Annotated in this window: 23 protein-coding genes and 1 pseudogene; 7 read left to right on the top strand and 17 right to left on the bottom strand. The window is 46.1% G+C overall.

Translation table 11 applies throughout. The features are described 5' to 3' along the window. The 7 genes from A6049_RS34210 to spoVAC all read right to left on the bottom strand — a co-directional run. A partial coding sequence (locus A6049_RS34210) for a YqeG family HAD IIIA-type phosphatase (RefSeq protein ID WP_481853296.1) occupies positions 1-328 on the bottom strand: 328 nt, incomplete at its 3' end. A gap of 109 nt (positions 329-437) precedes the next feature. Beyond that, a complete protein-coding gene (locus tag A6049_RS25075; protein ID WP_063567267.1) occupies positions 438-2,651 on the bottom strand; it encodes a transglutaminase TgpA family protein in 2,214 nt (737 codons plus the stop codon). Further along, positions 2,648-3,895 (bottom strand): DUF58 domain-containing protein, encoded by a 1,248-nt coding sequence (locus A6049_RS25070; RefSeq protein WP_090809897.1) that lies wholly within the window; start codon positions 3,893-3,895, stop codon positions 2,648-2,650. The genes A6049_RS25075 and A6049_RS25070 overlap by 4 nt, the downstream gene beginning before the upstream one ends. A gap of 3 nt (positions 3,896-3,898) precedes the next feature. Beyond that, entirely contained in the window at positions 3,899-4,855 is a 957-nt protein-coding gene (locus tag A6049_RS25065; protein WP_063567266.1) for an AAA family ATPase, read from the bottom strand. Between the two features lie 207 nt (positions 4,856-5,062). Then, the gene (gene spoVAE, locus A6049_RS25060) at positions 5,063-5,413 is read right to left on the bottom strand and encodes a stage V sporulation protein AE (protein WP_053781314.1); all 351 of its coding nucleotides are present in this window, start codon (positions 5,411-5,413) and stop codon (positions 5,063-5,065) included. Between the two features lie 3 nt (positions 5,414-5,416). Continuing rightward, positions 5,417-6,433, bottom strand: a complete 1,017-nt coding sequence (spoVAD, locus tag A6049_RS25055) for a stage V sporulation protein AD (RefSeq protein WP_063567265.1) — start codon at positions 6,431-6,433, stop codon at positions 5,417-5,419. Next, positions 6,430-6,933 carry a stage V sporulation protein AC gene (gene spoVAC, locus A6049_RS25050; RefSeq protein WP_063567264.1) on the bottom strand — a complete coding sequence of 168 codons (504 nt, stop codon included), beginning with the start codon at positions 6,931-6,933 and terminating at the stop codon, positions 6,430-6,432. The genes spoVAD and spoVAC overlap by 4 nt, the downstream gene beginning before the upstream one ends. 616 nt (positions 6,934-7,549) lie before the next feature. Here spoVAC and A6049_RS25045 point away from each other — a divergent pair. Continuing rightward, complete coding sequence (locus tag A6049_RS25045; RefSeq protein WP_063567263.1) at positions 7,550-8,623, top strand: M42 family metallopeptidase; 1,074 nt, start codon at positions 7,550-7,552, stop codon at positions 8,621-8,623. Between the two features lie 151 nt (positions 8,624-8,774). Here the strand turns inward: A6049_RS25045 and A6049_RS25040 are convergent, their stop codons facing one another. Continuing rightward, positions 8,775-9,482, bottom strand: coding sequence for a metal-dependent hydrolase (locus tag A6049_RS25040; RefSeq protein ID WP_063567262.1), 708 nt, complete (start codon positions 9,480-9,482; stop codon positions 8,775-8,777). 251 nt (positions 9,483-9,733) lie between these two features. Here A6049_RS25040 and A6049_RS25035 point away from each other — a divergent pair, with 251 nt between their 5' ends. Continuing rightward, entirely contained in the window at positions 9,734-10,363 is a 630-nt protein-coding gene (locus tag A6049_RS25035) for a YfbR-like 5'-deoxynucleotidase (protein WP_063567261.1), read from the top strand. 52 nt (positions 10,364-10,415) lie between these two features. Here the strand turns inward: A6049_RS25035 and A6049_RS25030 are convergent, their stop codons facing one another. Next, positions 10,416-11,174 (bottom strand): response regulator transcription factor, encoded by a 759-nt coding sequence (locus A6049_RS25030; protein ID WP_063567260.1) that lies wholly within the window; start codon positions 11,172-11,174, stop codon positions 10,416-10,418. Positions 11,175-11,179: 5 nt separating this feature from the next. After that, on the bottom strand, positions 11,180-13,060 hold the full coding sequence (locus tag A6049_RS25025; protein ID WP_063567259.1) for a cache domain-containing sensor histidine kinase: 1,881 nt from the start codon (positions 13,058-13,060) through the stop codon (positions 11,180-11,182). A 176-nt stretch (positions 13,061-13,236) separates the two neighbouring features. Here A6049_RS25025 and A6049_RS25020 point away from each other — a divergent pair, with 176 nt between their 5' ends. The 5 genes from A6049_RS25020 (at position 13,237) to A6049_RS25000 (ending at position 17,871) form a co-directional block, all read left to right on the top strand. Continuing rightward, positions 13,237-14,535 (top strand): ABC transporter substrate-binding protein, encoded by a 1,299-nt coding sequence (locus tag A6049_RS25020; protein WP_063567258.1) that lies wholly within the window; start codon positions 13,237-13,239, stop codon positions 14,533-14,535. A 116-nt stretch (positions 14,536-14,651) separates the two neighbouring features. Further along, entirely contained in the window at positions 14,652-15,524 is an 873-nt protein-coding gene (locus tag A6049_RS25015; RefSeq protein WP_063567257.1) for a carbohydrate ABC transporter permease, read from the top strand. After that, positions 15,525-16,349 carry a carbohydrate ABC transporter permease gene (locus tag A6049_RS25010; RefSeq protein WP_063567256.1) on the top strand — a complete coding sequence of 275 codons (825 nt, stop codon included), beginning with the start codon at positions 15,525-15,527 and terminating at the stop codon, positions 16,347-16,349. A gap of 101 nt (positions 16,350-16,450) precedes the next feature. Next, positions 16,451-16,876, top strand: coding sequence for an Rrf2 family transcriptional regulator (locus A6049_RS25005; RefSeq protein ID WP_063567255.1), 426 nt, complete (start codon positions 16,451-16,453; stop codon positions 16,874-16,876). A 137-nt stretch (positions 16,877-17,013) separates the two neighbouring features. Beyond that, positions 17,014-17,871, top strand: coding sequence for an SDR family oxidoreductase (locus A6049_RS25000; RefSeq protein ID WP_063567254.1), 858 nt, complete (start codon positions 17,014-17,016; stop codon positions 17,869-17,871). 193 nt (positions 17,872-18,064) lie between these two features. Here A6049_RS25000 and A6049_RS24995 read toward each other — a convergent pair whose 3' ends face one another. The 7 genes and pseudogenes from A6049_RS24995 to A6049_RS34205 all read right to left on the bottom strand — a co-directional run. Beyond that, positions 18,065-18,601 (bottom strand): RNA 2'-phosphotransferase, encoded by a 537-nt coding sequence (locus tag A6049_RS24995; protein ID WP_063567253.1) that lies wholly within the window; start codon positions 18,599-18,601, stop codon positions 18,065-18,067. An 84-nt stretch (positions 18,602-18,685) separates the two neighbouring features. Next, the gene (gene imm48, locus A6049_RS24990) at positions 18,686-19,129 is read right to left on the bottom strand and encodes an Imm48 family immunity protein (protein ID WP_053781336.1); all 444 of its coding nucleotides are present in this window, start codon (positions 19,127-19,129) and stop codon (positions 18,686-18,688) included. Between the two features lie 141 nt (positions 19,130-19,270). Next, a complete protein-coding gene (locus A6049_RS24985) occupies positions 19,271-20,173 on the bottom strand; it encodes a nucleotidyl transferase AbiEii/AbiGii toxin family protein (protein ID WP_240321541.1) in 903 nt (300 codons plus the stop codon). Between the two features lie 42 nt (positions 20,174-20,215). Further along, entirely contained in the window at positions 20,216-20,797 is a 582-nt protein-coding gene (locus A6049_RS24980) for a hypothetical protein (RefSeq protein ID WP_063567251.1), read from the bottom strand. Between the two features lie 876 nt (positions 20,798-21,673). After that, positions 21,674-22,096, bottom strand: a complete 423-nt coding sequence (locus A6049_RS24975; protein ID WP_063567250.1) for a hypothetical protein — start codon at positions 22,094-22,096, stop codon at positions 21,674-21,676. 11 nt (positions 22,097-22,107) lie between these two features. Further along, a complete protein-coding gene (locus tag A6049_RS24970; protein ID WP_063567249.1) occupies positions 22,108-22,524 on the bottom strand; it encodes a hypothetical protein in 417 nt (138 codons plus the stop codon). Positions 22,525-22,543: 19 nt separating this feature from the next. Next, positions 22,544-23,024: pseudogene (locus A6049_RS34205) on the bottom strand (GH-E family nuclease); the annotation flags it as partial.

Here is a 23,024-nt window from a genome sequence, read left to right as displayed (position 1 = left end):
CAGGAGTTAACTCCATCATCTTCATTGCTCTACGAAACGGAACATTCGATGGTTTGCGTGCACTATGCACAAACTGGATATCCAGTGGCGTCGCAAACAGGGATACACGATTCAAATTGTTATTGGACACAATCATGAGCTGGAAACCAGCCTCTTTGACACGTGCGAACCACTCAATCAGTTCGGGCGTGGCATCAGGAGCTTTCGCCCCAACGAGTGTATTGTCCAGATCAGTTATAATTCCACGGTAGCCTTGAGCGTATAGCTCTTCCAGATTAATGTCAAAAACCGTGTCTACACGCAGCTTGGGCATTAACATTTCAAACAAAGAAGTCACCTCAGTTTCATACGACACACTATATCACAAATCCGTCTTTCCTGAAAATGCATACAGCGCCTCACGGTATAGGAAAAAAGGAAAAACGGGACGGGCGACATTACGCCCGTTCCGCTTTAAGTTCCTTACGCAGCCTCGAAGCAGTCTGATAGACGGCCTTCCAATCGTCTGCAGTTACAGAAGCTGGACTATAACGAGTCTGTTCAAACTTCGCTAGAAGTTCATGCAATGTCGCTGCTGCAGCTGGTTTCAGCTGGCTCCAGCGGGTTACCGATTCACGAAGTGTCTCGTCCCCGCTTCGGGTCAATCCTTTGCGCTTCGCATAACGTATCCAGCGTTCGGTCTCTGCCACTACCTTTTGTTCAGGGGTTAGCGGTCCACCTGTCCGGAGACGAAGCACGAAGAATCGAAGCGAGAGGCGATTTCGCCAGAACATATAAGCCACCCACAATACGATGATGGCTCCCGCAGCCCAGATTACAAAAGTCGGGATACTGGATGAAGCCTGTTCAGGCGCTGGGGTCTGCTCTTCCTCTTTTACCGGTTCCTCTTCAGGTTGTTCTTCAGGCTCATCTACCGGCTGTACATCCGGTTGTTCCGTGAGCAACGGCATGTCAAAGCCCGGCGTCGCTTCAACCGGAATCCATCCATACTCGCCAAAATAAACTTCAGCCCAAGAATGCGCGTCTGCATTCGTTACAGTGTACGTTGTCTCGATCTCAGCTCCAGGTTGGCGCGGGGCCTGCATGTCTGAATTCAGCGAAAGCTGTCCAGGTGCGTACCCTTTCACCCAACGAGCGGGAATCCCTTCGGAGCGCGCCATCATAACCAGTGCAGTCGAGAAATAATCACAATACCCTTCACGAATGTCAAATAAAAATCCTTCAACAAAGTCACTACTTACTTTTCGGGATAAATCCGGATTGTTTGTGTAATCAAAATTTTGTTGTAAATAGTTTTGCAGTAATGCCACTTTTTCATACGGCGTATTTGCCGATGCTGTAATTTCAGTGGCCAGGTCCGTCACCCGATCTGGGAATCTGGATGGCAGCTGCAGGTACATATCATCTGCCGGATTGCTAGTATACAGATCATCAAAAGATTTGGTACGAAGTTCATCTTCCACAATAACTGGCGCTTCCGATACAATCGTATACGTCTTTGGATATTGCGGTTGCTGACGGTCTGTTACGACATGAAGTTCTGCCTGCTCTGGATTCCATAACATCCGGTCTGAATTTGCCTCACCATTGACAGATGTGACTTTCGAGATGGAATAGGCTCCAAAGAGGATCGGATACACGTTATCATTCAACATCGTCACTTTCTGAGTGACTTGCTTGGTGGTTACATTTCCGGGTTCATCATTCTCCAGTGCTTGTCCCGCCTCAACATCCTCTGTCGCACCTCGTCCGCGATCATCCCAGCCTGTTCCCGTATACTCTGCCCGCGTCTCACCACGCCAGTAACTGCGCTCATTGGTAGTGACAGACATGACAGGTGTATAGTCGAAGTTAAACCCTCCGCCAAGCTGGTTGTCTTCCCTGCTGTACCCTGACTCGGTAGCTGTCGGAATGTCCAGTGTGCCGTTGCCTGTCTGACTCCCCGAACTTCCGGTGTAGTTACGCCACGCGGTATAAGGATCCGTCAAGGTAGGAGGAACTTCCGGCATATTCACACTGGCTACGATAATCAAAGAGAATATGATGGCAATGTTGGCCAGAATTTTGTAGGGATGTCGGATAATTCGCTTCCACCCTTGTGGATATTGCAGTTGGAAATTACGGAAGTGCTGACATACCAGCCATCCCATTCCTGCAAACATAACCCAGGCGATTTCAATCCAGAGTGGAAACTGGGTAAAGGAGTCGAGAATTCCCATCGAGATAATGTTAATGCCCAGAAAAACGAGAATTCGGCGCGTTGTAGTCACCAGGCGCAGGGCAGCTTCAAGCATCACCCACGCGCACAGGGAGAACCAGATGTAAGGTGCCAGGTGCAGCACAAATTGCTCTGTACGCTCCATTAACGTGCCGTAAGGAATATAAACGGTGTAATCGATTAATGTCTTATGCAAAATATATACAAGGACAACCGCCTTGATTATGGTTCGTATCATTATTTTGAAAGGCAGAATCACTTCCAGAATACTGACCGCTGCGAGCGTCCACAGCACCAATGAAGTGGTCTCGGTATACCAGGATTCCTGTGTGAATGATATCCACTGCATGCCAATCAGGAAAATCCAGAGTAACGAAGCCGCATGATACCAGGACCTTCTCCCCACTGTCAGCTCTTTGCCTTTAGTACTCATACACTACCTCCCCCCATAACCGTTGGAAGCTCCTGCAAATGGGAAACGGTAAAGGATCTTGTACCTCTTCCACGCAGCATCGCATTCCACTCGGAACTCCGGCGGGAATCAGTGGGTTCAATCAGAATATGACAAGGGGTCATCCCTCGTGTGTCGGCCCATCGGAGCAGTTCGAGAACTTTTTCATCCTTCTGGGGAGAAATCACTACAAAATACGCGCCTTGAGGAAACTGACGTGACATCTTCTCAACACCGGGCAGCAGCCGATTCTCTTGGCCGTTATATTGGATATCTACCAGATGATGAATCATCTTCTGCCGCTCCATCGGACTTTCACTGGGAGCAAAAAATGATGTCTTCTCCGACAGTGTCAGCAGCCCCATACCCATTCGTTCTCTTGTTCCATACTCCAGCAGCGAGGCAGCCGTGGACACAGCCAGTTCAAAGGCCTCACCATGTTCATAGCTGCCTGACAGCGCATCCAGCACCAGAATCGTTTTCGGAACCGACTCATGTTCAAATTCCTTGGACTTCCACGTTCCCGTCTTTGCCGTTGCATTCCAGTGAATGCGGGAAAGTCGGTCGCCATAAACGTAGTCACGCACGCCGTTAATCTGGGTCGTTTCCCTGCGCGAGCGGGTCAAGGCCGTCTGTGGACCGGATAACCGTGATTTGCGATCATATAGCTGCCAGTACGGGATAAATACCGTGCGCGGCAACACCCGGAATTCCCCTTTGGCTTTGAACGTTCCCCGATGCTCGATCAGACCAAAGATGTCCTCGCTGGCACATTCCGTTTCGGAAAAGACATACTTTCCCCGCTCCAGCGGCGGGGTTTGAAAAGACAATTCACCATACCCTCGCATGCTCGGAATGAGGCTTTCTTTGAAAGACCAGGATTCGCCGTTATGCCGATGCAGCATTTCGCGCACAACCACATAAGGAAGTGGCAGAAATCCCGGGATGTTCAGACTTAACTGCACCTGTACCTGGTCACCGGCATGCAGCAGCTCTTCATGATCCTGACCAGAAGAGAGCTTGCGCACGCCATGAGTACGACGTACACCGCTAAAACCAGCAATCGCAAGGTAAATACAAATCAGAGTCACCATCGACAGCAGCATCAGGGAGGTCTTCCCGCCCTGGAACAAAACATAAGCCAAACAGCACATCCACACCGCCGCGATGCTCCATACGCGGGGGTGGCGTATTCCCCTTCTGACTGTACTCAAAAGCGGCTTCATCAATTATTGCCCCATGGAGACGGGCACTCGAACCTGTTGAAGTACGGATTTTAATACAGCCTCGGAGCTCATACTGTCCAGTCTCGATTCGGGACGCAGCACGATCCGATGGGAGATGACATAAGGTGCCATCGTTTTCACATCATCCGGAAGCACGTAGTCACGTTCCTGCAAAAAGGCAAAAGCCTTCACGGCCATCATAAATGAAATGGCTGCCCGCGGGCTGGCGCCCAGCAGTACGGATGGGTGGGAGCGAGTTTTGCGAACCACATCAAGCAGATAATCCATGACCGGATCACCGATGAATACTTCCTTGATTTCCTGTTGAATGGCTGATATCTGATCCATATGGGTTACGGATTCAAGCCGATCAACAGGCTGACCCGACTGATGCTGCTTCAGCAACGTTTTCTCGATATCCTTGTCGGGATAACCCAGACTTATTTTCAACATAAACCGGTCCAATTGCGCTTCCGGCAATGTGTACGTTCCTTCAAAATCGATTGGATTCTGGGTTGCACAGAGCATAAATGGATGAGGCAGATCATACGTATCGCCATCTACCGTCACACTGCGCTCTTCCATGACTTCCAGCAAAGCGGACTGCGTTTTCGTAGTTGCCCGGTTAATCTCGTCTGCCAGCAAAATGTTGGTCATGACCGGACCCGGACGGAAGTAAAAGCGCTCGTCACGTGGATGGAACACGGATACCCCCGTGATGTCACTTGGTAAAATATCAGGATTACATTGAATGCGGCGGTACTCTCCGCGCATGGATTTCGATAACGCTTTAACCAACTGCGTCTTGCCTGTTCCTGGGACGTCTTCAATCAGAACGTGTCCGCCTGCAAGCAAAGCTGTGAGCAAAAGTTGAATTTCAAAGGATTTCCCCATTATGCATGATTCCAGATTAGAACGAACTGCTGATATGATTTGGATCGACTCTTTGCGCACAGGCATGTGGTCTAACCTCCTAAAAAAGCATACAGATTTCCTTTTATTGTACATGATCCAAGGGCGCGAGTACACTCGAAGGAACTCATAATTTGTTTCCAGCCGTCAGATTCACCGCAGTTATCGCATGATTACGACAAAAAGAGGCTCGGATAGAAGTTATCCGAAGCCTCTGCTGATTCCATATATAATGGCTAGCTCTGCCATGCTCTGTTACCCTTTCGGCCGAACCACCAATGCCGCGAGAAAAGAAAAGATAATCGCTGAGGAAATACCCGCCGCGGTCAAATCGAATATCCCCGTAATGACACCGATCCATCCCTCTTTCTCCAGTTCCGTCAATGCCCCGTGCACGAGGGAGTTACCAAAACTGGTAATGGGGATGGAAGCGCCTGCCCCTGCAAATTTGACGAGTGGATCATACAGCCCAAACGCATCCGCAACCGCACCAGCCACAACAAGTGTACTCATCGTATGTGCAGGAGTCAGTTTGACACCATCCATCAGAAGTTGTCCCACGACACATATCAACCCGCCAACAATAAATGCCCATAAAAACTGCATCCTTTATCCCTCCTTTTCTATGGCTACGGCATGCGCAATACAAGGAATGCTCTCGCCCTGCTGGTATGAAAGTGGAGACAACAATGCACCGGTAGCGACCACTAATACCTTATTGAGTTCACCCTTTTGCATCCGGTTCAAAATGTGACCGTAAGTCACTGTTGCAGAACATCCACAGCCACTGCCTCCAGCGACAACGTAAGGTTGCTTCTCCCGATCATAAATCATCAGTCCGCAGTCATTGAAAACCGTCTGTTCCATGGGAATACCCTCTTTTTGCAGCAATTCTTTGGTAATGGGAAGTCCCACGGATGCCAGATCGCCTGTCACAATGAGATCATAATAACCGGGTTCCAACCCTGTATCCCGAAAATGGGAAACGATAGTATCCGCTGCCGCAGGCGCCATCGCAGATCCCATGTTAAACGGATCTTTGATGCCCATATCCATAATTCGACCAATAGTCGCTTTGGTAACTACAGGACCTTCGCCGGTACGAGAAACCACACCACAGCCAGAACCGGTGACCGTATACTGCGCATATGGCGGCTTCTGGGAACCATATTCCGTTGGATAACGAAATTGCTTTTCCACCGTACAGTTGTGACTCACCGTACCCGCGAGTACATAATCCCCTGCACCCGAGTCCACAATGAGTGAGGCGAGAGCCAACGTTTCCATCGACGTTGAACAGGCACCAAATACCCCCAGATAGGGTACACCCAACTTGCGGGCAGAAAAGGAACTACTTATAATCTGATTCATCAGATCTCCACCAACAAAGAACTGAAGCTCTTCTTTTGTGATATTCGCATTGATTAATGCCATTTGGGAAGCCTGTTCAAGAAGCTTGCGTTCTGCCTTTTCCCAGGTTTTCTCCCCAATTTCCAAATTGTCATACACATAATCAAAATCTGATGTTAGAGGCCCTTTGCCTTCATCCGGTCCTACGACTGCCGATCTGCCGATAATCCGTGGACGGTTCTCAAATTGCCAGGTTTGTTGGCCCAAGCGTTTCATAGATGTCCACCTCCGAAGCCGAGGATGGCGTATACAATCCCCACGATAAAGGCAGCAACGACACCAAACACGATAACTGAGCCTGCCAGCTTGAACATGTTGGCACCAACCCCAAGCACCAGTCCCTCGGCGCGATGCTCCAGTGCTGCCGAACACATGGAGTTGGCAAACCCGGTGACAGGGACAGCCGTTCCAGCACCCGCCCATTGTGCCATTTTATCGTAGACACCGAGGCAAGTCAGGATGACTGAAATGAGGATCATGACCGCAACGGTTGGACTGGCAGCTTCTTTCGAAGTCATGTCAAACCCGGCCATAAACGCTTCCTGGATAGCCTGTCCAATGACGCAGATGAATCCGCCGACGAAGAATGCCTTAATACAGTTCGTCCAGATTGGACGGGCAGGCTCATGTTTTTTGGCGACTTTTTTATATTCCTGTTCACTGATGGACAGGGATGATGATGATTTTTTACTACTACCCTTAGTTTGAGCTGGCAAGATACAGAACCTCCCTTGTAATGAAAATGAGTCAACAGATGTGACTGCATGTACTGTGTGTAATCCTGTATTCATTGTTTGTTAAGGTTGGGAAAGTTATGTATCCGGCGAAAGACAGCATATGTTTCCAGCACGATGATGCTGCCGAATGAGATGAGTCGCTCAGCGCCGGATCAGAGGTCTGTGAAATTTATAAATAAAGCAGAATGATCACGAGCAAAATAAAAAGGACGATACAAAGGATGGTTTCATTGCCTTCATCGGGTGGCGTCATCTATTGTCCCAGCTCCTTCCTGTTGTGAGGCAAGTGAAATTAGTGGGTCATTAAATACCTTATGGAATACTGGTTAAGCAAAACGGTTCCTTACTATATGCATATTCAATGCAGCTGCTTGGCGACTGTGCTTGGTGCGGATTTAATGGCCCGATGAAACATTAAACGAGCAACCATTCATGCCTGAGATACGTGACATAACCATGGACAATTACTTGCGCAAGGTTCATACTGTAGTGTGACCAGTGGTTAAATAAAACGTTCTTCTCTTCCGAAGGACAACAGTCCGGCAGCCGTTCTGCTGAGACCTGATTTACATACAAGCAGAGGAGTTGTCGACACATGAATCAAAAAACGTTGGAAATGTTTCGCACGTTAACGGAATTCCCTTCCGTTTCCGGGTTTGAACGCGAGCTTCGCGGATGGATGAAAGAACAAATGTCTCCTTATACGGATGAATTTGTCCAGGATCGCTTGGGCAGCCTTTTTGGCGTATTGCGGGGAGAGGAGTCCGGACCCAAAGTCATGGTTGCAGGTCACTTCGACGAAGTTGGCTTCATGACCACAGGCATTACGGAAACAGGCATGATCAAATTCCGCCCACTCGGTGGATGGTGGAGTCAGGCTGTGCTGTCTCAACGTCTGGAACTCATCACTCCGGATCGCCGGATTACAGGGGTTGTTGGTTCAACACCTACTCATCTACTCGATGAATCCCAGCGTAATAAACCGGTTGATCTTAACCATATGTACTTGGATATTGGTGCGGATAACCGTGCAGAAGCAGAGTCTTGGGGCATTCACCCGGGCATGCAGATCGTGCCGATCTGTGAGTTCACACCGATGGCTAACCCGAAGAAAATCATGGCAAAAGCATGGGATAACCGTTACGGCGTAGGACTTGCACTTGAGCTAGTTGAAGCATTGCATAAAGAAAAATTGCCAAACACCCTCTATTGCGGTGCAACAGTCCAAGAAGAATTGGGACTACGCGGTGCACGCACGGCTGCCAATCTAATTGAACCGGATATTTTCTTTGCACTGGACTGCAGTGCCGCGAATGATATGACAGGAGACAAACAATCATTCGGACATATTGGACAAGGCGCTTTACTGCGTATCTTCGACCCGGGCATGTTTACCCATCGTGGTATTGTTGAATATGTTCAGGACACAGCATCAACAAATCAGATCAAAATGCAATATTTCATCTCTCCTGGCGGTACGGATGCCGGAGCGGTTCATTTGAGCGGTATCGGTGTGCCTTCAACGGTAATTGGCATCTGCGCCCGTTACATTCATACTTCTTCTTCCATCATTCATACGGATGACTATGATGCGGCAAAAGAGTTGCTCGTGAAACTGGTGAAGGGTCTGGATCAGACAACACTGAACACGATTATCGGAAACGCGTAACTTTTTCTATAAAAGATGCCCTGATTTTCAGGGCATCTTTTTTTGATGTTTAGAACACGAAATCCGTCCTAAAGATGAAGGGGAAATTAAGATGTAGTGATGAATTGCAAAATGCCAGCCTCTGCATAAGCAGAAGCTGGCATGATTTGGTTTACAGAAAGAAAGGGGAGAATGCAATCCAGGCCAAAATAAGAGCCAGCACAATGCACACATTTTCCACAACGGCTCCATGCTTCGTGCCTGTACTCATGAGATTGATCCTTATACGCCACTTGAGTGGTGGCAGTGGACGAATGCCGCGATTCGTCAACGAATCTGCCAATAGGTGCATGACATAGGCTGTACCTCCGGCTACCCAAATCTCTGGCCCCTGCAGATGAGTTGTACTGTAGAGCAACCCAGTCCATACGGCGGTTCCATATAATGTGTGTGTCAATCCTCTGTGGGTTAACGTGGTACACAGCATTAACAGACTGCCCGCGATCAGATTCCATGGTGCGAAGGCATGCCCATAAAATACAAGTCCCAGTCCGATCGCAAACATCAGCACTTTGCGCAGTGAACGGGACGGTAAGAAAGATACCATCCCAATCAGAATGGCGAGCAGCAGATTCCATGGCTTTGCCTGTACATAGAAGTACACAAATACGGCGACAGGCAGCAGGATTGTCTGTAATAGCCGGATGAGGCTGTTCGGCAATGCCTTGGATACCAATAGCGAATTGGGCTCATCAATGTCTGGCAGCAGCGAACCAATCAGAGCCACGGTAACCGCCGGTGCAGTCACAGACATACCTGCCAATTGCAGAACAGAGAGGGATACAGTGGTCCCGATAATCAGGTGGGATCTTCCCATCATGGTGCAAAAACTTCCTTTCGAAGAAATAGGGAACATAAACCGTCCACTCCAGATTTTACAACGAAAACAATATAAGAACAATAGTTCGCATTTCTTAATTTACTCACTCTACACCATGTAATTACCATCGGATCTATGGGCAGACTAACAGTTGAACTGATTTTACATTTACCTCATACGGCGTTAATCCTGTGTTAACATCACTGGTGTATAGTCGGTTCATACCCAACCAACAAAGGATGATTACTTATATGGGAATTCATACGTACTTTAGATCACTCAACGATCTCGAACGCATTATTCGTACCCCGGGAAAATTCAAGTTTGAGGAGCACAGCGTATCCGCCCACTCCTGGAAAGTCGTGCAATATGCCAAAACACTCGCCGATATTGAGGAACAGCATGGGGTCGCCATCGATTGGAAGAAGCTTTACGAGATCACCAGCAGTCATGATTATGGTGAAATCTTCATCGGTGATATCAAAACGCCGGTTAAACATTATTCACTGGAGCTTCGTTCGATGCTGCAGCAGGTAGAAGAAGGCATGGTTGAGCATTTTATTAACGAAAATATTCCTGAAGAGTTCCAGCCGATTTTCCGTAGACAGCTGCGTGAAGGCAAAGACAATTCTGTCGAAGGTCTTATTCTGGAAGTGGCAGACAAAATGGATCAGGTGTACGAAGCGTTTGCTGAACTGCAGCGTGGTAATACAGAAAAGGAATTTATCGTGATGTACCGATATGCCCTGATCAAAATCAAAAATATTGACCTCCACTGTGTACACTATTTCCTCGAACATATTCTCCCCGACATCATTGAGGAAGGTAACCGCTCCCCATTTGATATCCGCCAAATCACGGAAGATGCTTTGTTACAATAATCAGCTCCAGTCATCGTGGTTCTTCAAGAGCCATGGACAGGGCTTTTTTTCGTTATTGTAACCTTTGGCGATACTCGCTGGGATACAGTCCTGTCTTGTTTTTAAAGATACGGCTAAAATAATGGGAATCACTATATCCCACCGCTTTACCTACTGTCTTGATATCCATATCTTCAAAGGCCGCGAGCAAGCGTTTTGCTTCGTTGATTCGAAGCCCTGTCATGTATTTGAGCGGGGTTTCACCCGTCACCTTTTTGAAACACTTCCCCAGGTAATCTACACTAAAATGCATCTGTCCTGCCATGTCCTGCAACGTAATTTCATGCATATAGTTCTGTTTCAGATACAACTTGACTGCCTCTGCGATATCCTCCGGCTTCACCTGTTCATCCAGCATTGCACTAACATGTGCCAGCGAATCCTCTGCACTGCCAAGCTTTAATTCCATCGCATCCAGCAGCGATCGAAGCTGTTCTTCTGTGAGGGGTTTAAGTAGATAATCCTCCACTTTGTAACTGATCGCCTGACGTGCAAACTCAAACTCATGATGGCCGCTCAGGATCACGATCTTGACATGCGGATAGGCAAAATAAAGATGTTTCGCCAGTTCCAGCCCATTCATGACGGGCATCTGAATATCGGTAACGACCAGATCAGGCACTGTATGTTCAATCAGTTCCAATGCTTCCTGTCCATTTCTAGCTTCACCTATAACCTCAAACCGTGTGCCCAGCTCGCTGAATTTCCGGGATACGTTGCGGCGAATCAACGCCTCATCTTCCACAATAATAGTTCTATATGTCATCACCATGAGTTTTAACTGTGCTCCTTTCGAATGGAACCGCCAATCGTAATGCTGACGCCGCCAGAAGGTTTATTCGTAATATGCATATGTGCCGCGGAGCCATACCATAATTTGAGTCTGATCCAGATGTTTTTCAATCCCATCCCGTTGATCTCAAGTTCAGGCATACGCTCCCATTCCTGTGATTGTTGTATGTACTGCTGGATGAGCGTAAGCGCCTCGGGTTCCATGCCAGGTCCGTTGTCTTCCACTGTCATTAGCCAGGTTTCCTGCAAGGTGTCCAGCTTTCCAATGATATGCAGCTTCCAGGGTGGCGTATCACGTAGTCCATGTTTCATGACATTTTCCAGCAAAGGCTGAATCAGCAGCATAGGCACCTGAAGGTTTTTCATCGAGTCCGGAACATGGAATTCATAAAGCAGATCATCTTCGAACCGAATTTTCATACACTCCAAATACCGCTCACAGTAGTCGATTTCTTTTTCCAATGCAACACCGCTTTTGTTCGGAGACGAGATGTAACGCAGCATGGATGCAATGTGACCACAGAACGCAACGATCTGTTCATTCATGCCCTCTTCCGCCATAATGCTGATGTTCGTAATGTTGTTATACAGAAAGTGAGGGTTCATCTGGGACTGCAACGCCAGCAATCTGGCATCCGTTTCCTGAGATTTGATCGCCAGCATGTCCTGAAAAGACTGCACAAGCTGTTGATTCAATTGGATAAAGGTATCATTCAACTCATCCATCTCACGGATGGAACCTGGAACTTCCAACTTGAACAACTGACCAGAGTCCTGACCCGTGGTCAGATCGTGGACGCCAGTTTTCTGAATAATGCGCTGCAAACGATGGAGCGGTAAGGTAACACGTTTGGAGATCAGGTATGAGAGGAGCAAAATAAGCATCAAGGTAGCTAAAGTTGCCCCCATGAACAGAAAAGCCATGCGATTCAGATTCGCAAACAGGGATTGTTTGGACTGCATCACGATAACCGTCCAACCGGTCTCCTGCGAGGTCATGTAGGTCATCATTTGCTTCGAATTTCCATTGGGATCTACGACTTCTTGCATCGTTCCTGGTGGATATTGATCGTTTCGAATCAAGTTAACAACAACGGAATGGATTGCATTTAACGGATGTTCATTGGACAAAAAAGGATATAAAAGCTCATGACGTTCATTCAATACATAGACGCTCAGATTTTCGTTCCCCGCTTCCACATCGTTTAAATGCTGGAACACGGTTCCTGCATCCTGCAAAATTTCCACTACTCCTTGCGAGACATAATTTCCATCCTTATACACCCGGGTAAGGGAAAGATATGGTTTACCTGACTCCCCCTGCCCTGTTGGCATCGGTAATGCCCCACTATCCAGTAAACTTATGACACGCCAGCCATTGCGCGCCCACGTTTCCTCGTACCACGGTCTTTGGGTCAGATCTACGGACAGCTGGCCATTGAACGCACCGGCACCCAGCATTTTACCGTTCACATCATAAATATTGGCTTGTTTGGCTGTGTTAGAGCTGCTAATGATCGCCAGAATGACATCAATCAGCGTTGTTGTATCCTTGTAAAACGCCGGGTCACTTGTCAGCGTCTGTTCATTGTCCTCCGCTGGAGATAAATAGTGACTGAAGTGCTCCTTGACCAGATTGGAATATACGATGTTCATGGAGAAATTATTCATTTTGACGATTTCCTGATCCAGATTGCCTACCATCGAATTCCCCAGCTGTTTCTGCTGTTCGGCACTTCGACTACGAATGTCATTGGCAAGAAAAACATACAAGAGACTGGCCACAATCAATGAAAATACAATAAAGACCGCAGAGTAGTAGGCAAACAGACTTTGCTGAAGCGTTCTGAATCGGTACTTAACCATCTCACACCTCGTTATCGGATGATGTCTTGCAACTTACTCGAAAATGTCCACCCAACAGAACGCTTTTGTCTATTGAGCGCATTCTTCGTTCCGCGTAAAGTTATTCACATAAGAATACGCTTACATGAAGCGTTTCGGCAAGATCTATTATTCTTTATTCCATGGGAGGTTCATTGATGAGAAAACGATTTCTATTATCCCTCGTAGGTGCGCTGTTGCTGTCCAGCCTGCTTCTTGCCGGGTGCAACTCCGGTGAAAGTTCCGAAGGTTCAGGGAAGGTAACACTAACGTTCGGAACAAGTCAGAGCGGCATTCCACGTACGGGTATCATGCAAACGATGGCTAAAGAATATGAGCAGGAAACGGGTGTGAAAATTGACTTTCAGGTGGTCCCTGATGCCCAGTGGCGTGACCTGATTAAGGTGAAGCTCGCCTCCGGCGAAGCTCCTGATATTTTTAATGTCGATGTGGATCCACTTAGCATGCCTGCCAACGTAAGACCTGAGGAAAATGCAATTGATCTGACCAATGAGGAATTTACAGGACGCATGTCCGAAGAGATTTTACCAACGGTTAGCTATAAAGAGAAGGTGTACGGGGTTTCTTTTGCACCATCAAAAATATGGTATGTGTACTATAACAAACGCATCTTTGAAGAGCTCGGCATCCAGCCGCCAACGTCCTACGCCGAGTTCAAGGCGATCAGCCAGAAAATCAAGGACAAGGACATCATTCCGTTCTATCAGGCGCCTGCCAGCGGATGGTATCAGGTGCTGCCTTTATTCGAAACCGGTCCAAACTATGAGCAAGCTACGCCGGGAACGTACGAGAAGCTGAACAACAATGAGATGAAAGTGGCAGATTTGACGCAGCTCAAGACGGTCATTGAACAATTGAAGGAATTTGCGGATCTGGGTTACTTCGGCAAGGATTTTCTGTCCAACACGGTCGAGGCTGGCATTGAAGCCTTTGGTCAGGAGAAGGCAGCGATGCTGCTCCGAGTCCCGGGCACCGAAAAGGAAGTGTCTGAGGCCTATCCGGACATGAAGGACAATATGGGATTTTTCGTGATGCCGTGGGGCGATAATCGGACGATTGGTGTGAATCCGGGCGGTTCGGCTGCGATGTTTGGCAACAAAAACAGCAAGCACCCGGAAGAGGTACTGAAGTTTTTTCGGTGGATTACGGAGCATGATCATCTGCAGCGTGTATTCGATGGGGGTGAAGGCAACCTGACCATCTGCTGGCCTGAAATTGAACCGAAGCTGACACAGGACTATATCGACTACGAGAAAAATCATGAGAAAGGCACGGTCATGCAGGCCGCTGTGAAGTACATTGATCCGCAATGGATGGATATCGGCAAGGATCTTTCCGGCATGTTCGCTGGAGCGATGACCCCGGATCAGATTCTGCAAAATATTGATAAACGCCGGGCTGAACAAGCCAAAGTGCTGAAGGATGAGGCGTGGTAATAACAGCGCATATTCTGGATGAACACATGAGGCATGTGGCTGACCACCATTACATGCAGCGAGGTGAGGCACCATGCACTCATGCATTTTGGCAGGAAGGACAGGTGTAACAGGTTATGAATGTAAATAAGATCTATCCTTGGTATTTCTCATCTGGAGCGATTGTGCTGTATCTGCTGTTCATCGTCGCTCCCGCCCTGCTGGGCATCTATTATTCCTTCACCGATTGGAACAGCTACAGTTCGGAGAAAAACTTTATTGGTCTGGAGCATTTCCGAACCATTCTGGCGGGTGATCCAACGTATTTACTTTTTATTAAGAATACAGTCCTTTTCACTCTGATTACTTCGATCGCCAAGACGGTTCTGGGCCTATTCCTAGCTCTATTGCTGGTCAGCGGTGTGAAGGCCGCCAATCTGCACCGGATGATCATATTTTCACCCCAAGTCCTTTCGTTCCTGATTGTCGGCCTGGTCTTCAAAAGCCTGCTCGATCCCAACAACGGCTTCGTTAACGTGACACTGCGTTCGCTGGGGCTGGACGTTCTGGCCCAGAACTGGCTGGGCTCCCTGACCTGGGCAATGCCATCTATTATGGCGGTGGATACGTGGAAAGGCATGGGGTACATTATGGTGCTGTTCATTGCTGGACTTCTCGCCATTCCTCGGGATTATTATGAAGCGGCATCGATTGACGGTGCCGGCTTCTGGCAGAAGCTGTTTCGAATCACGATTCCGATGCTGATGCCGACAATTACCATCGCCACGGTACTCAATATTACGTATGGGCTGCGGGTATTTGATGCGGTATATGTACTGACCAATGGCGGACCGGGCAATGCGACGGATGTGATTAACACAGCGGTGTATTCCTCTTTTGCTAAAGGCTATTGGGGACTTGGCAGTGCATTATCTACGATTCTGTTTGTCATTATGGCTGTCATCTCCTTCTTCATCATCCGCTTGATGAACCGAAAGGTGGAATACTAGATGCGTGTGAAAAAACGGCTGTTTTCCAGCGGATTGAATGTGCTCGCTTGGCTTCTTAGCCTGGTGGTCCTGATTCCTTTTGTCGTCATTGTGCTGAATTCATTCAAGTCCGATGCCGAAGCCAAAGTGCTCAAACTGACCCTGCCCGAGAAGTTCATCTTTGAAAATTATAAAATCGTCTATGAGCAGGGACACTTGGGTGGTTCCTTTTTCAACAGTTTGCTGCATTCAACGGCTTCTTCCCTTCTGCTGGTGTTTGTTGTGGCGTTCTCAGCCTTCACTTTATCGCGTAATTATTCGAAGTTAAGCAAGTTCCTATATTTCTTTCTTATTCTGGGCATTACGCTGCCATTGAACTACATTCCACTAATGGAGGTCATGAAGTCGCTGGGCATGATTAATTCGCATGTGGGCATGATTCTGCTCTATACCGCGATGGGCATTCCGATCTCGCTATTCATCACATATGCGTTTGTATCCAATATTCCAAAAGAACTGGATGAAGCAGCGATCATGGACGGATGCAACGGGATCAAGCTATTTCTCAGAATTATTGTGCCTTTGCTCACGTCCGTGCTGGTGACGGTATTTGTTCTTAATTTCCTGAGTGTCTGGAATGAGTTTACCGCCCCACTGTACATGCTCAATACCGTCGAGATGTGGCCAATGACGCTCGCTGTCTATAACTTCTTCGGACAATTCAGTGCCCAGTGGAATCTGGTTAGTGCGGATATTGTGCTTACTTCCCTGCCAGTGTTGATTGTGTTCCTCATTGGGCAAAAATATATTGTGGGTGGTCTGACTTCCGGGGCGGTTAAAGGTTGAGATATATCCAAAATGATAATTCAATACACGGCTACTTTGAAATTCATCATTGACATCACGTTTATTTGTAACTATTATAGTTACAACGGTGGTGATCATGCATGAAACAAATCAGCAGTCGCTTTTCCATTGCGGTTCATACGCTGTCCCTGGTCGCTGTTGTGCCCAATGAGTGCACGGGAGATTTTATCGCCAAAAGCGTGAATACCAATCCCGTCATTATTCGGCGCATTATGTCCAAGCTGAAACAGGCCGGCCTAATTGAGGTCAGACCCGGTGTCGGCGGTGCTTCTTTGTTGAAGGACCCCGCGGACATTACCCTTTTGGATATATATCGTGCACTTGAGGTTGTGGAGGATGGCGAGTTGTTTAACTTCCACAAGCATCCGAACCCAAATTGTCCGGTTGGCAGCATGATCGAACAAACCTTGCGCGCCGAACTCATTGAGGCTCAGCTAGCTATGGAGCAGCGTTTGAAACGTGTAACGATACAACAGATGATGGATCAGGTTCACGTCTCTGAATAAAAAAGCTCATTACGAGCTTTTTTTAAACCTTTCGTTGTAATCACACCTGTTATAACATATACGATTACATCCATTCATGTAGATTGACATTTCACATTAGTGTCGACACAAACCATACCTTATAGGAGGATAATACAATGAGAATTTTAGTTACTGGAGCAACAGGTCACTTGGGTTCACTGGTCGTAGAGGCTCTGTTAAAAACGGTATCGGCTGGGGATTTGGCTGTAAGTGTACGCAACCCGGAGAAAGCGGAAGCATTGCGCGCTCAAGGTGTTGACGTTCGTCACGGTGATTTCGATCAACCGGAAACGCTGGAAAAAGCATTTGCAGGCGTGGATCGGCTGCTGCTGATCTCCACAGACGGTGACAATGAAACACGTATTCGCCAACATCAAGCTGCCGTGCACGCTGCCAAGAAAGCAGGCGTTGGATTCATCGCTTATACCAGCGTTGTGAATGCGGAGAAAAACACCCTTTCACTGGCTGAAGTACATCGTGCCACAGAACAGGCTATCCGTGAATCTGGCATTCCTTATTCCTTCCTGCGCAACAACTGGTACCTGGAAAATGAAGCAGGCAGCGTTCAAGCAGCTACCCAGGGCGCACCTTGGGTGCATGCAACTAATGCCAGCCAAGTGGGCTGGGCTACTCGCAGTGATTATGCGCATGCTGCCGCTGCAGTACTGACAGGTGAGGGACATGAGAATTCAGTATATGAGTTGTCTGGTAAACTTCTTACTCAAGCTGAGCTCGCCGCTATTGTTGGGGAAGTGCTTGGACAGGACATCAACGTGCAAAACGTAGACGATGCTGCTTACGCTGACATCATGAAAGGTGCAGGATTGCCTGACTTTGTAGTCTCCATGCTCGTTGATATGCAAAGTGCTATCCGTGAAGGCGCACTGGCTGTAGAGAGTGATACATTGGAAAAATTGCTTGGCCGTCCGGCTCAACCATTGAGTGAGGGTGTTAAAGCGATTTTGGGCAAGTAATTTTAAATAGAAGAGAATAGAATGGATATCAAAAAGGGACACACCAACGAATGTTGGATGTGTCCCTTTTGGTGTTATAAAACAATCTTTAAAACGATATAGCAGTTAATCGGATAACTGTACATTGAACCGGTCCGATTGCGACTTGAATTCTCGATTTAGATATCGGTAGTCTCCATAACCGTTACATCGATCATTGCTCGATATATCGTGCCGGAATGTGATCGGCCAGCCAAATATTTTCGTTTCCATGATAGAAAAGAATTCCGTCCTTAGCCGCTTGAGCCGCGTTAATCTTCAGTATTACTGGCTGGTCATCACGTCTTCGTCCCACCTGATTGGCGGTATCCATATCTGCGGACAGATGAACATACTGCCTCTGCCGAGGCTGCAAACCTTGCTCCATAATGGAAGCAACCGACCGCATTGGCGTGCCATGATAGAGTATCTCCGGTGGATCGGCAGGTGTTTTAGATATCTTTTGCGGAGTCGAATGACCATATAATGCCCGAATGCGTCCAGAACGGACCTCATGTCTCTTCTTCTCCGAAGCTTGAATCATCCGCTCCAGATCTGCTTCCGTGACGTCCTGCCACTGTGGACTCTCATGTAAAGCCACCAGCAATTGCGGAATCTCTACCCAGCCCTCTTCGTCCAGCTCCAGCTCGTACTCCCAAGGGGCGTGACGCAAGGCGTATGAGAGCTCTTTACTTAACTTCATCAGATCCATTGCGATCATCTCCCAATTAAGTTAACAATTCATTAGACAAATACTGTCTGTACCACTACATGAAAGGGTGGACGCTCTGCTTCTTCAGGTTCTCTCCGGTTGTACTGCCGCCAAAATCTCCTGAATGTTGCGGGCGAGTCCCTCATCATCTTCCTGATTAAACTGGCGGTGTCCATCGATGCCACGATGAATAATCGTGTTCATCACCGGATGAACTTCCCGATCGGAAGCCACCCGGATCAGATCATCGGCAAAATCTACAGCCTGCTGCTCACTATAGTTAAAAGGTTTAATCAGCATACGGATGCTCAGTGCATGAGCCTGTGGCTCCGCCAGCTGATCCCGATGAGTGATGCCATATACCGCACCAAATCCAAAAGCAGCAATCACCTGACGCTCCAGTTCCGTTGTCTGTTCCAAAGGTGTACCGATCAGTTCACATATTTTGCCCACCATCTGCTCCAACTCTGAAGCCGCCGCAGCCAAAATTACGTCATTAATATCGTCAGCATTGATAAATTCAGTCATATTGTAATTTTCCATTTCTGAGCCGTATTGAATCCATTCTCTCAGACTCTATGAGAACATTGTATCGGAGATAGGGTGTTCCTTTCAAATTCATCTACGGTTAGACAAACAATGATTCAGCATACTTGTAAAAGAGAAGCTCTATTTGTGCGTAGTACAACTTGGTAAGTGATCATACGCGTAACTATTAATCCCGGCGTGATTCATCGTTTTGCGGAGCTCCGAAACAAACTCCATAAAGTACACTTCAGGACTGCGACTTCCTGCATAATATTGAAGGTCGTAATCGTAGTTTAACCTCGAATACACATCATGCAGATCGTTAACCAGTACCTTTTTCATATCCTCTCTTGTAATTGCTGGGTCTATATTGCACTCGGTGACCAGGGTCTGTAGTGTCTCCTGCAGAGCCTGTTGATCGTATGACGGGTTAGACAACAGATGCTGCAAATCAAACAAGTCTTTGAATCGGGGCCTCACTATCGTTTGATGCAGCTTCCAAGCGATTTGAATGGAGAGTGGCACGGTGTGAGGAACGACAAAAGCTTCTCCAACCATAGGTTGGTACGATAGAGCGATAGACTTCTCATTCAATTCGAGGTTAAAGGATATATCAAGATGCAGCTCATCCTCATCTTCATACTCATTTTCGCTCCTTGGTTCACTATCAATATAAAAGGCAAGCTCCGTGTTCACCGTTGGAAAATCATCCGCCATCGCGTAGTCTATTCTGCGCCAGAAAGCATTCTCACTAAAGCTTCGGAATACGATACCGTCATTCAGATCCATCTCCGTTACCCGGATCATCCAGTCTGTAAATATTTCATTGGCCTGGTCCTCAGTCTCAATTCGACCTGTATAAAGAAAGTCGATGTCGTCCACATAACGAACATTGGGATTCTCCAAATACTGTCTTGTCAATAAGCTTCCTTTTAATACAAATGGACTATTCACGAGAGAAGCGCGCTTCAATAGAGCTTCTAATACAACAATGAATCTCTCATCCTCATTCAAGCTATGTAATTTTACATTTTTTCCAGACACCTGTTCTCCTCCTCTATTCATCTCATCGTACTCAACATTCGGTTAGATCCATCCACGATCCAGTTCTTCCCGACTGTCATAGATGCACAGTTCATATTGCTGTTTTAACAGTTCGATTTTGTTCTGCTGTAAGATATTATGTATCTTCTCTACTCTGCTGTAGAATTTTTCAGAACTATTGTATTCTCTGACCGTAACAAATCTAATTTCCCCATTCTCATTCAGCGAGTTCCGTGAGATATGCCCACCATCGCCTTCACATAGCTCCTTTAATCTTTCTACATCATCCACCTGTACTTTGCCATGCCATTCAAAATACGGGGTAGTATGCGCAACTATTCGCTGATGAAAATACTTCTCTTCCTTCGCTGGAACCTCTACCTTTGTTCGTACAACTGTAAAGCCGTTATCTTGGAACCTTGTGACCATCTGTTTAATGATGCTGTTCACTTCATCAAAATCAGTACTATGTATTAAGCCTGTAATCATCGGCTGATGGATGTATTCACCCTGATCCAGCACGATCATAACTGGTTTAACTTGCTCCACCTGACACAGTTCAATAAAGCTTTCCTTCTCTTCAAACGTTAAATCATTCACTGTAATATGAAACTCAAATTCCATTTGCTCACTCCCTGTCATTTCTCTATGATGCTATATGTAATCGTTATTTGTCATCGAAGTTTCTGAATAACCTTCTAAATTATTCATCGGTTTCCTGTTTTATATTGTTCAGCTATTTTCATAATCTTAATTATATTAAGTTATCACAACATAGAACTTCGTGTATTCTTTATTAAAATGTTGGCACTCCGTAATATAGAATTTTTGGAGACAAAAACTAATTTGTTAAAATATAAAATTCTGTACTCGTTTCCAAATACATAGTTGAATAAAAAATTATTCCACTCCCCATGTTTTCTTCTACTTGTATTCCATCTTCTTCTTTCAGAACGAATAGCAAACCGGAGTTTCTATTAATCACTAACGGCTCATACAATACTTGTCCAACTTCAAGTCAGTCACCCACATCATCCATCCATATAAATCATATGCTATTAGATTTTATGAGGCATATCATTCGAAACAACTGTATCTCGATATCGCATATGAAACCATATTGGAACTGCTAGACGAAATTAGGCAGAGGCTTTTAGTAAATTTTGGTGGTATCAGAAAATAATCAACTTGTCCAATGTAACGAAGTAGCGTTATTTAGGTTATTAAAATTAAAGCATTTTGATGTGAGTACAAACATAATGAAGAAATCTTTATACAGGTATAGCATAGGTTATATGTGTTTTTGAATGAATAGGCGACTTACTCGGCAGTGGGTGGAGGCATTTTCAAAAGTCCCCGCCTGTATATTTATATTGTTCCGCGTATAGCGGCGGATATAAAGAAACCACAACACGAGTGAATATTCCGTGTTGCGGAGTTGTTAATAGTGTTTTTCATGAATTTACACAAAATTCCATAGCTATTACCGCAATCGAATCTTTAACTTTTAAAAAATTTGAGATATTTAGTATTCTTTGGACTTCCAAAACATCTACCTTCTGATTTCCTATTGGCGATGATGAAAAATTCTTTCGCTGTTTCTAAATCACCTAGTTCGAAAGCAACTTTTCCAGAAATAAATTCCTTATCACCCGAATCTATGCGATCAAATCCAGTTAAAAATATTTTATCCGCCCACACCTTTGCTTTTTTAAGATCATTTAAAATTAAAGAAGTAGCAACGATATCTTTCACCAAATGATAGCTTTCTTCACAATATATACCCTTTGGGTCGGGTATTAAATTCCAAGCCTCTTCTAACAACAAAATAGATTCCTCATGATTACCATTATTAAATAGTTCATCACTTTTTTTCACAAGAATTTCAAAGTTTTCTTTGATAGGTGATTGCAAATCAGCCATATTTATCCTCCTCAAATCATATCTTTAATCAATTCAAAATACTTATCATCTTCACTAAAAAAAACTTTATATCCTTCTAACATGTAAGTTCTTAACAGGTAGTCCTTAGCTTTATCAATTTCCCCACACTCGAACAAACTCTCTCCAAGTCTCAGTAAAATAAATGGATTTGAAATCCCATCTGGACAGTTTAATGCATTATAAAAATTATTCTTTGCCATTTCATAGCTATTCGTATGAAAATAAGTGTCGCCTAACGCTGTATAAATCCATGTACTTGTTTCCCAGTTGTTCTTCGGTAACGGAACTAGTTCCAGAGCGGCTGTATAGCTCTCGATAGCTTTAATAATTTGTCCTTTTTCAGTTAGAGTGTTTCCCTCTTCACACAATTTTAAAATTTGCTCATACACTTGATCATCTAGTTCCAATTTCAGTCCCTCCAAATGATTATTTATCTGGTGGCAAATAGGTTTCATTTAACTTCGCACCTGCAGATCGGTTCAAACTATAATGATCTAACACATAATTATCGGAGTCAAGCATCCATTCCCTAACTTCCGGGGACTTTGCACCATAATATTTCCCCTTACTGTTCCACCATGAGACAGCGTCAGTTAGATGAGCCGTATCTGTTTGATCTATAGGATACCATTTTTCATCACTAGCCATAAATTCCATATCTCCATCACGTGTTGTTCGAATTTTTGGTGGATCTTCTTTCTTCATTCGCTCTATTACTTCTTTACCAGTTCTAGAGCTTTTTCCAGGTGTATCCCCCATATATTCTAAACGTTTTGTGAGGCCACTTGGTTCAGGTAAACTCACTTCTTTGTTACTTGCATAGCCCCCGCCAGGGCGGTCCCATCTTCCACTTGTATCTTGATAATAACCCTCAGGAACATTCTGTTCCTTCTTGGTATCTGATGTT

Source organism: Paenibacillus sp. O199, from assembly GCF_001636635.1.
Classification (GTDB): Bacteria; Bacillota; Bacilli; order Paenibacillales; family Paenibacillaceae; genus Paenibacillus; species Paenibacillus marchantiae.
This window is presented reverse-complemented; position numbering and strand designations above follow the sequence as displayed.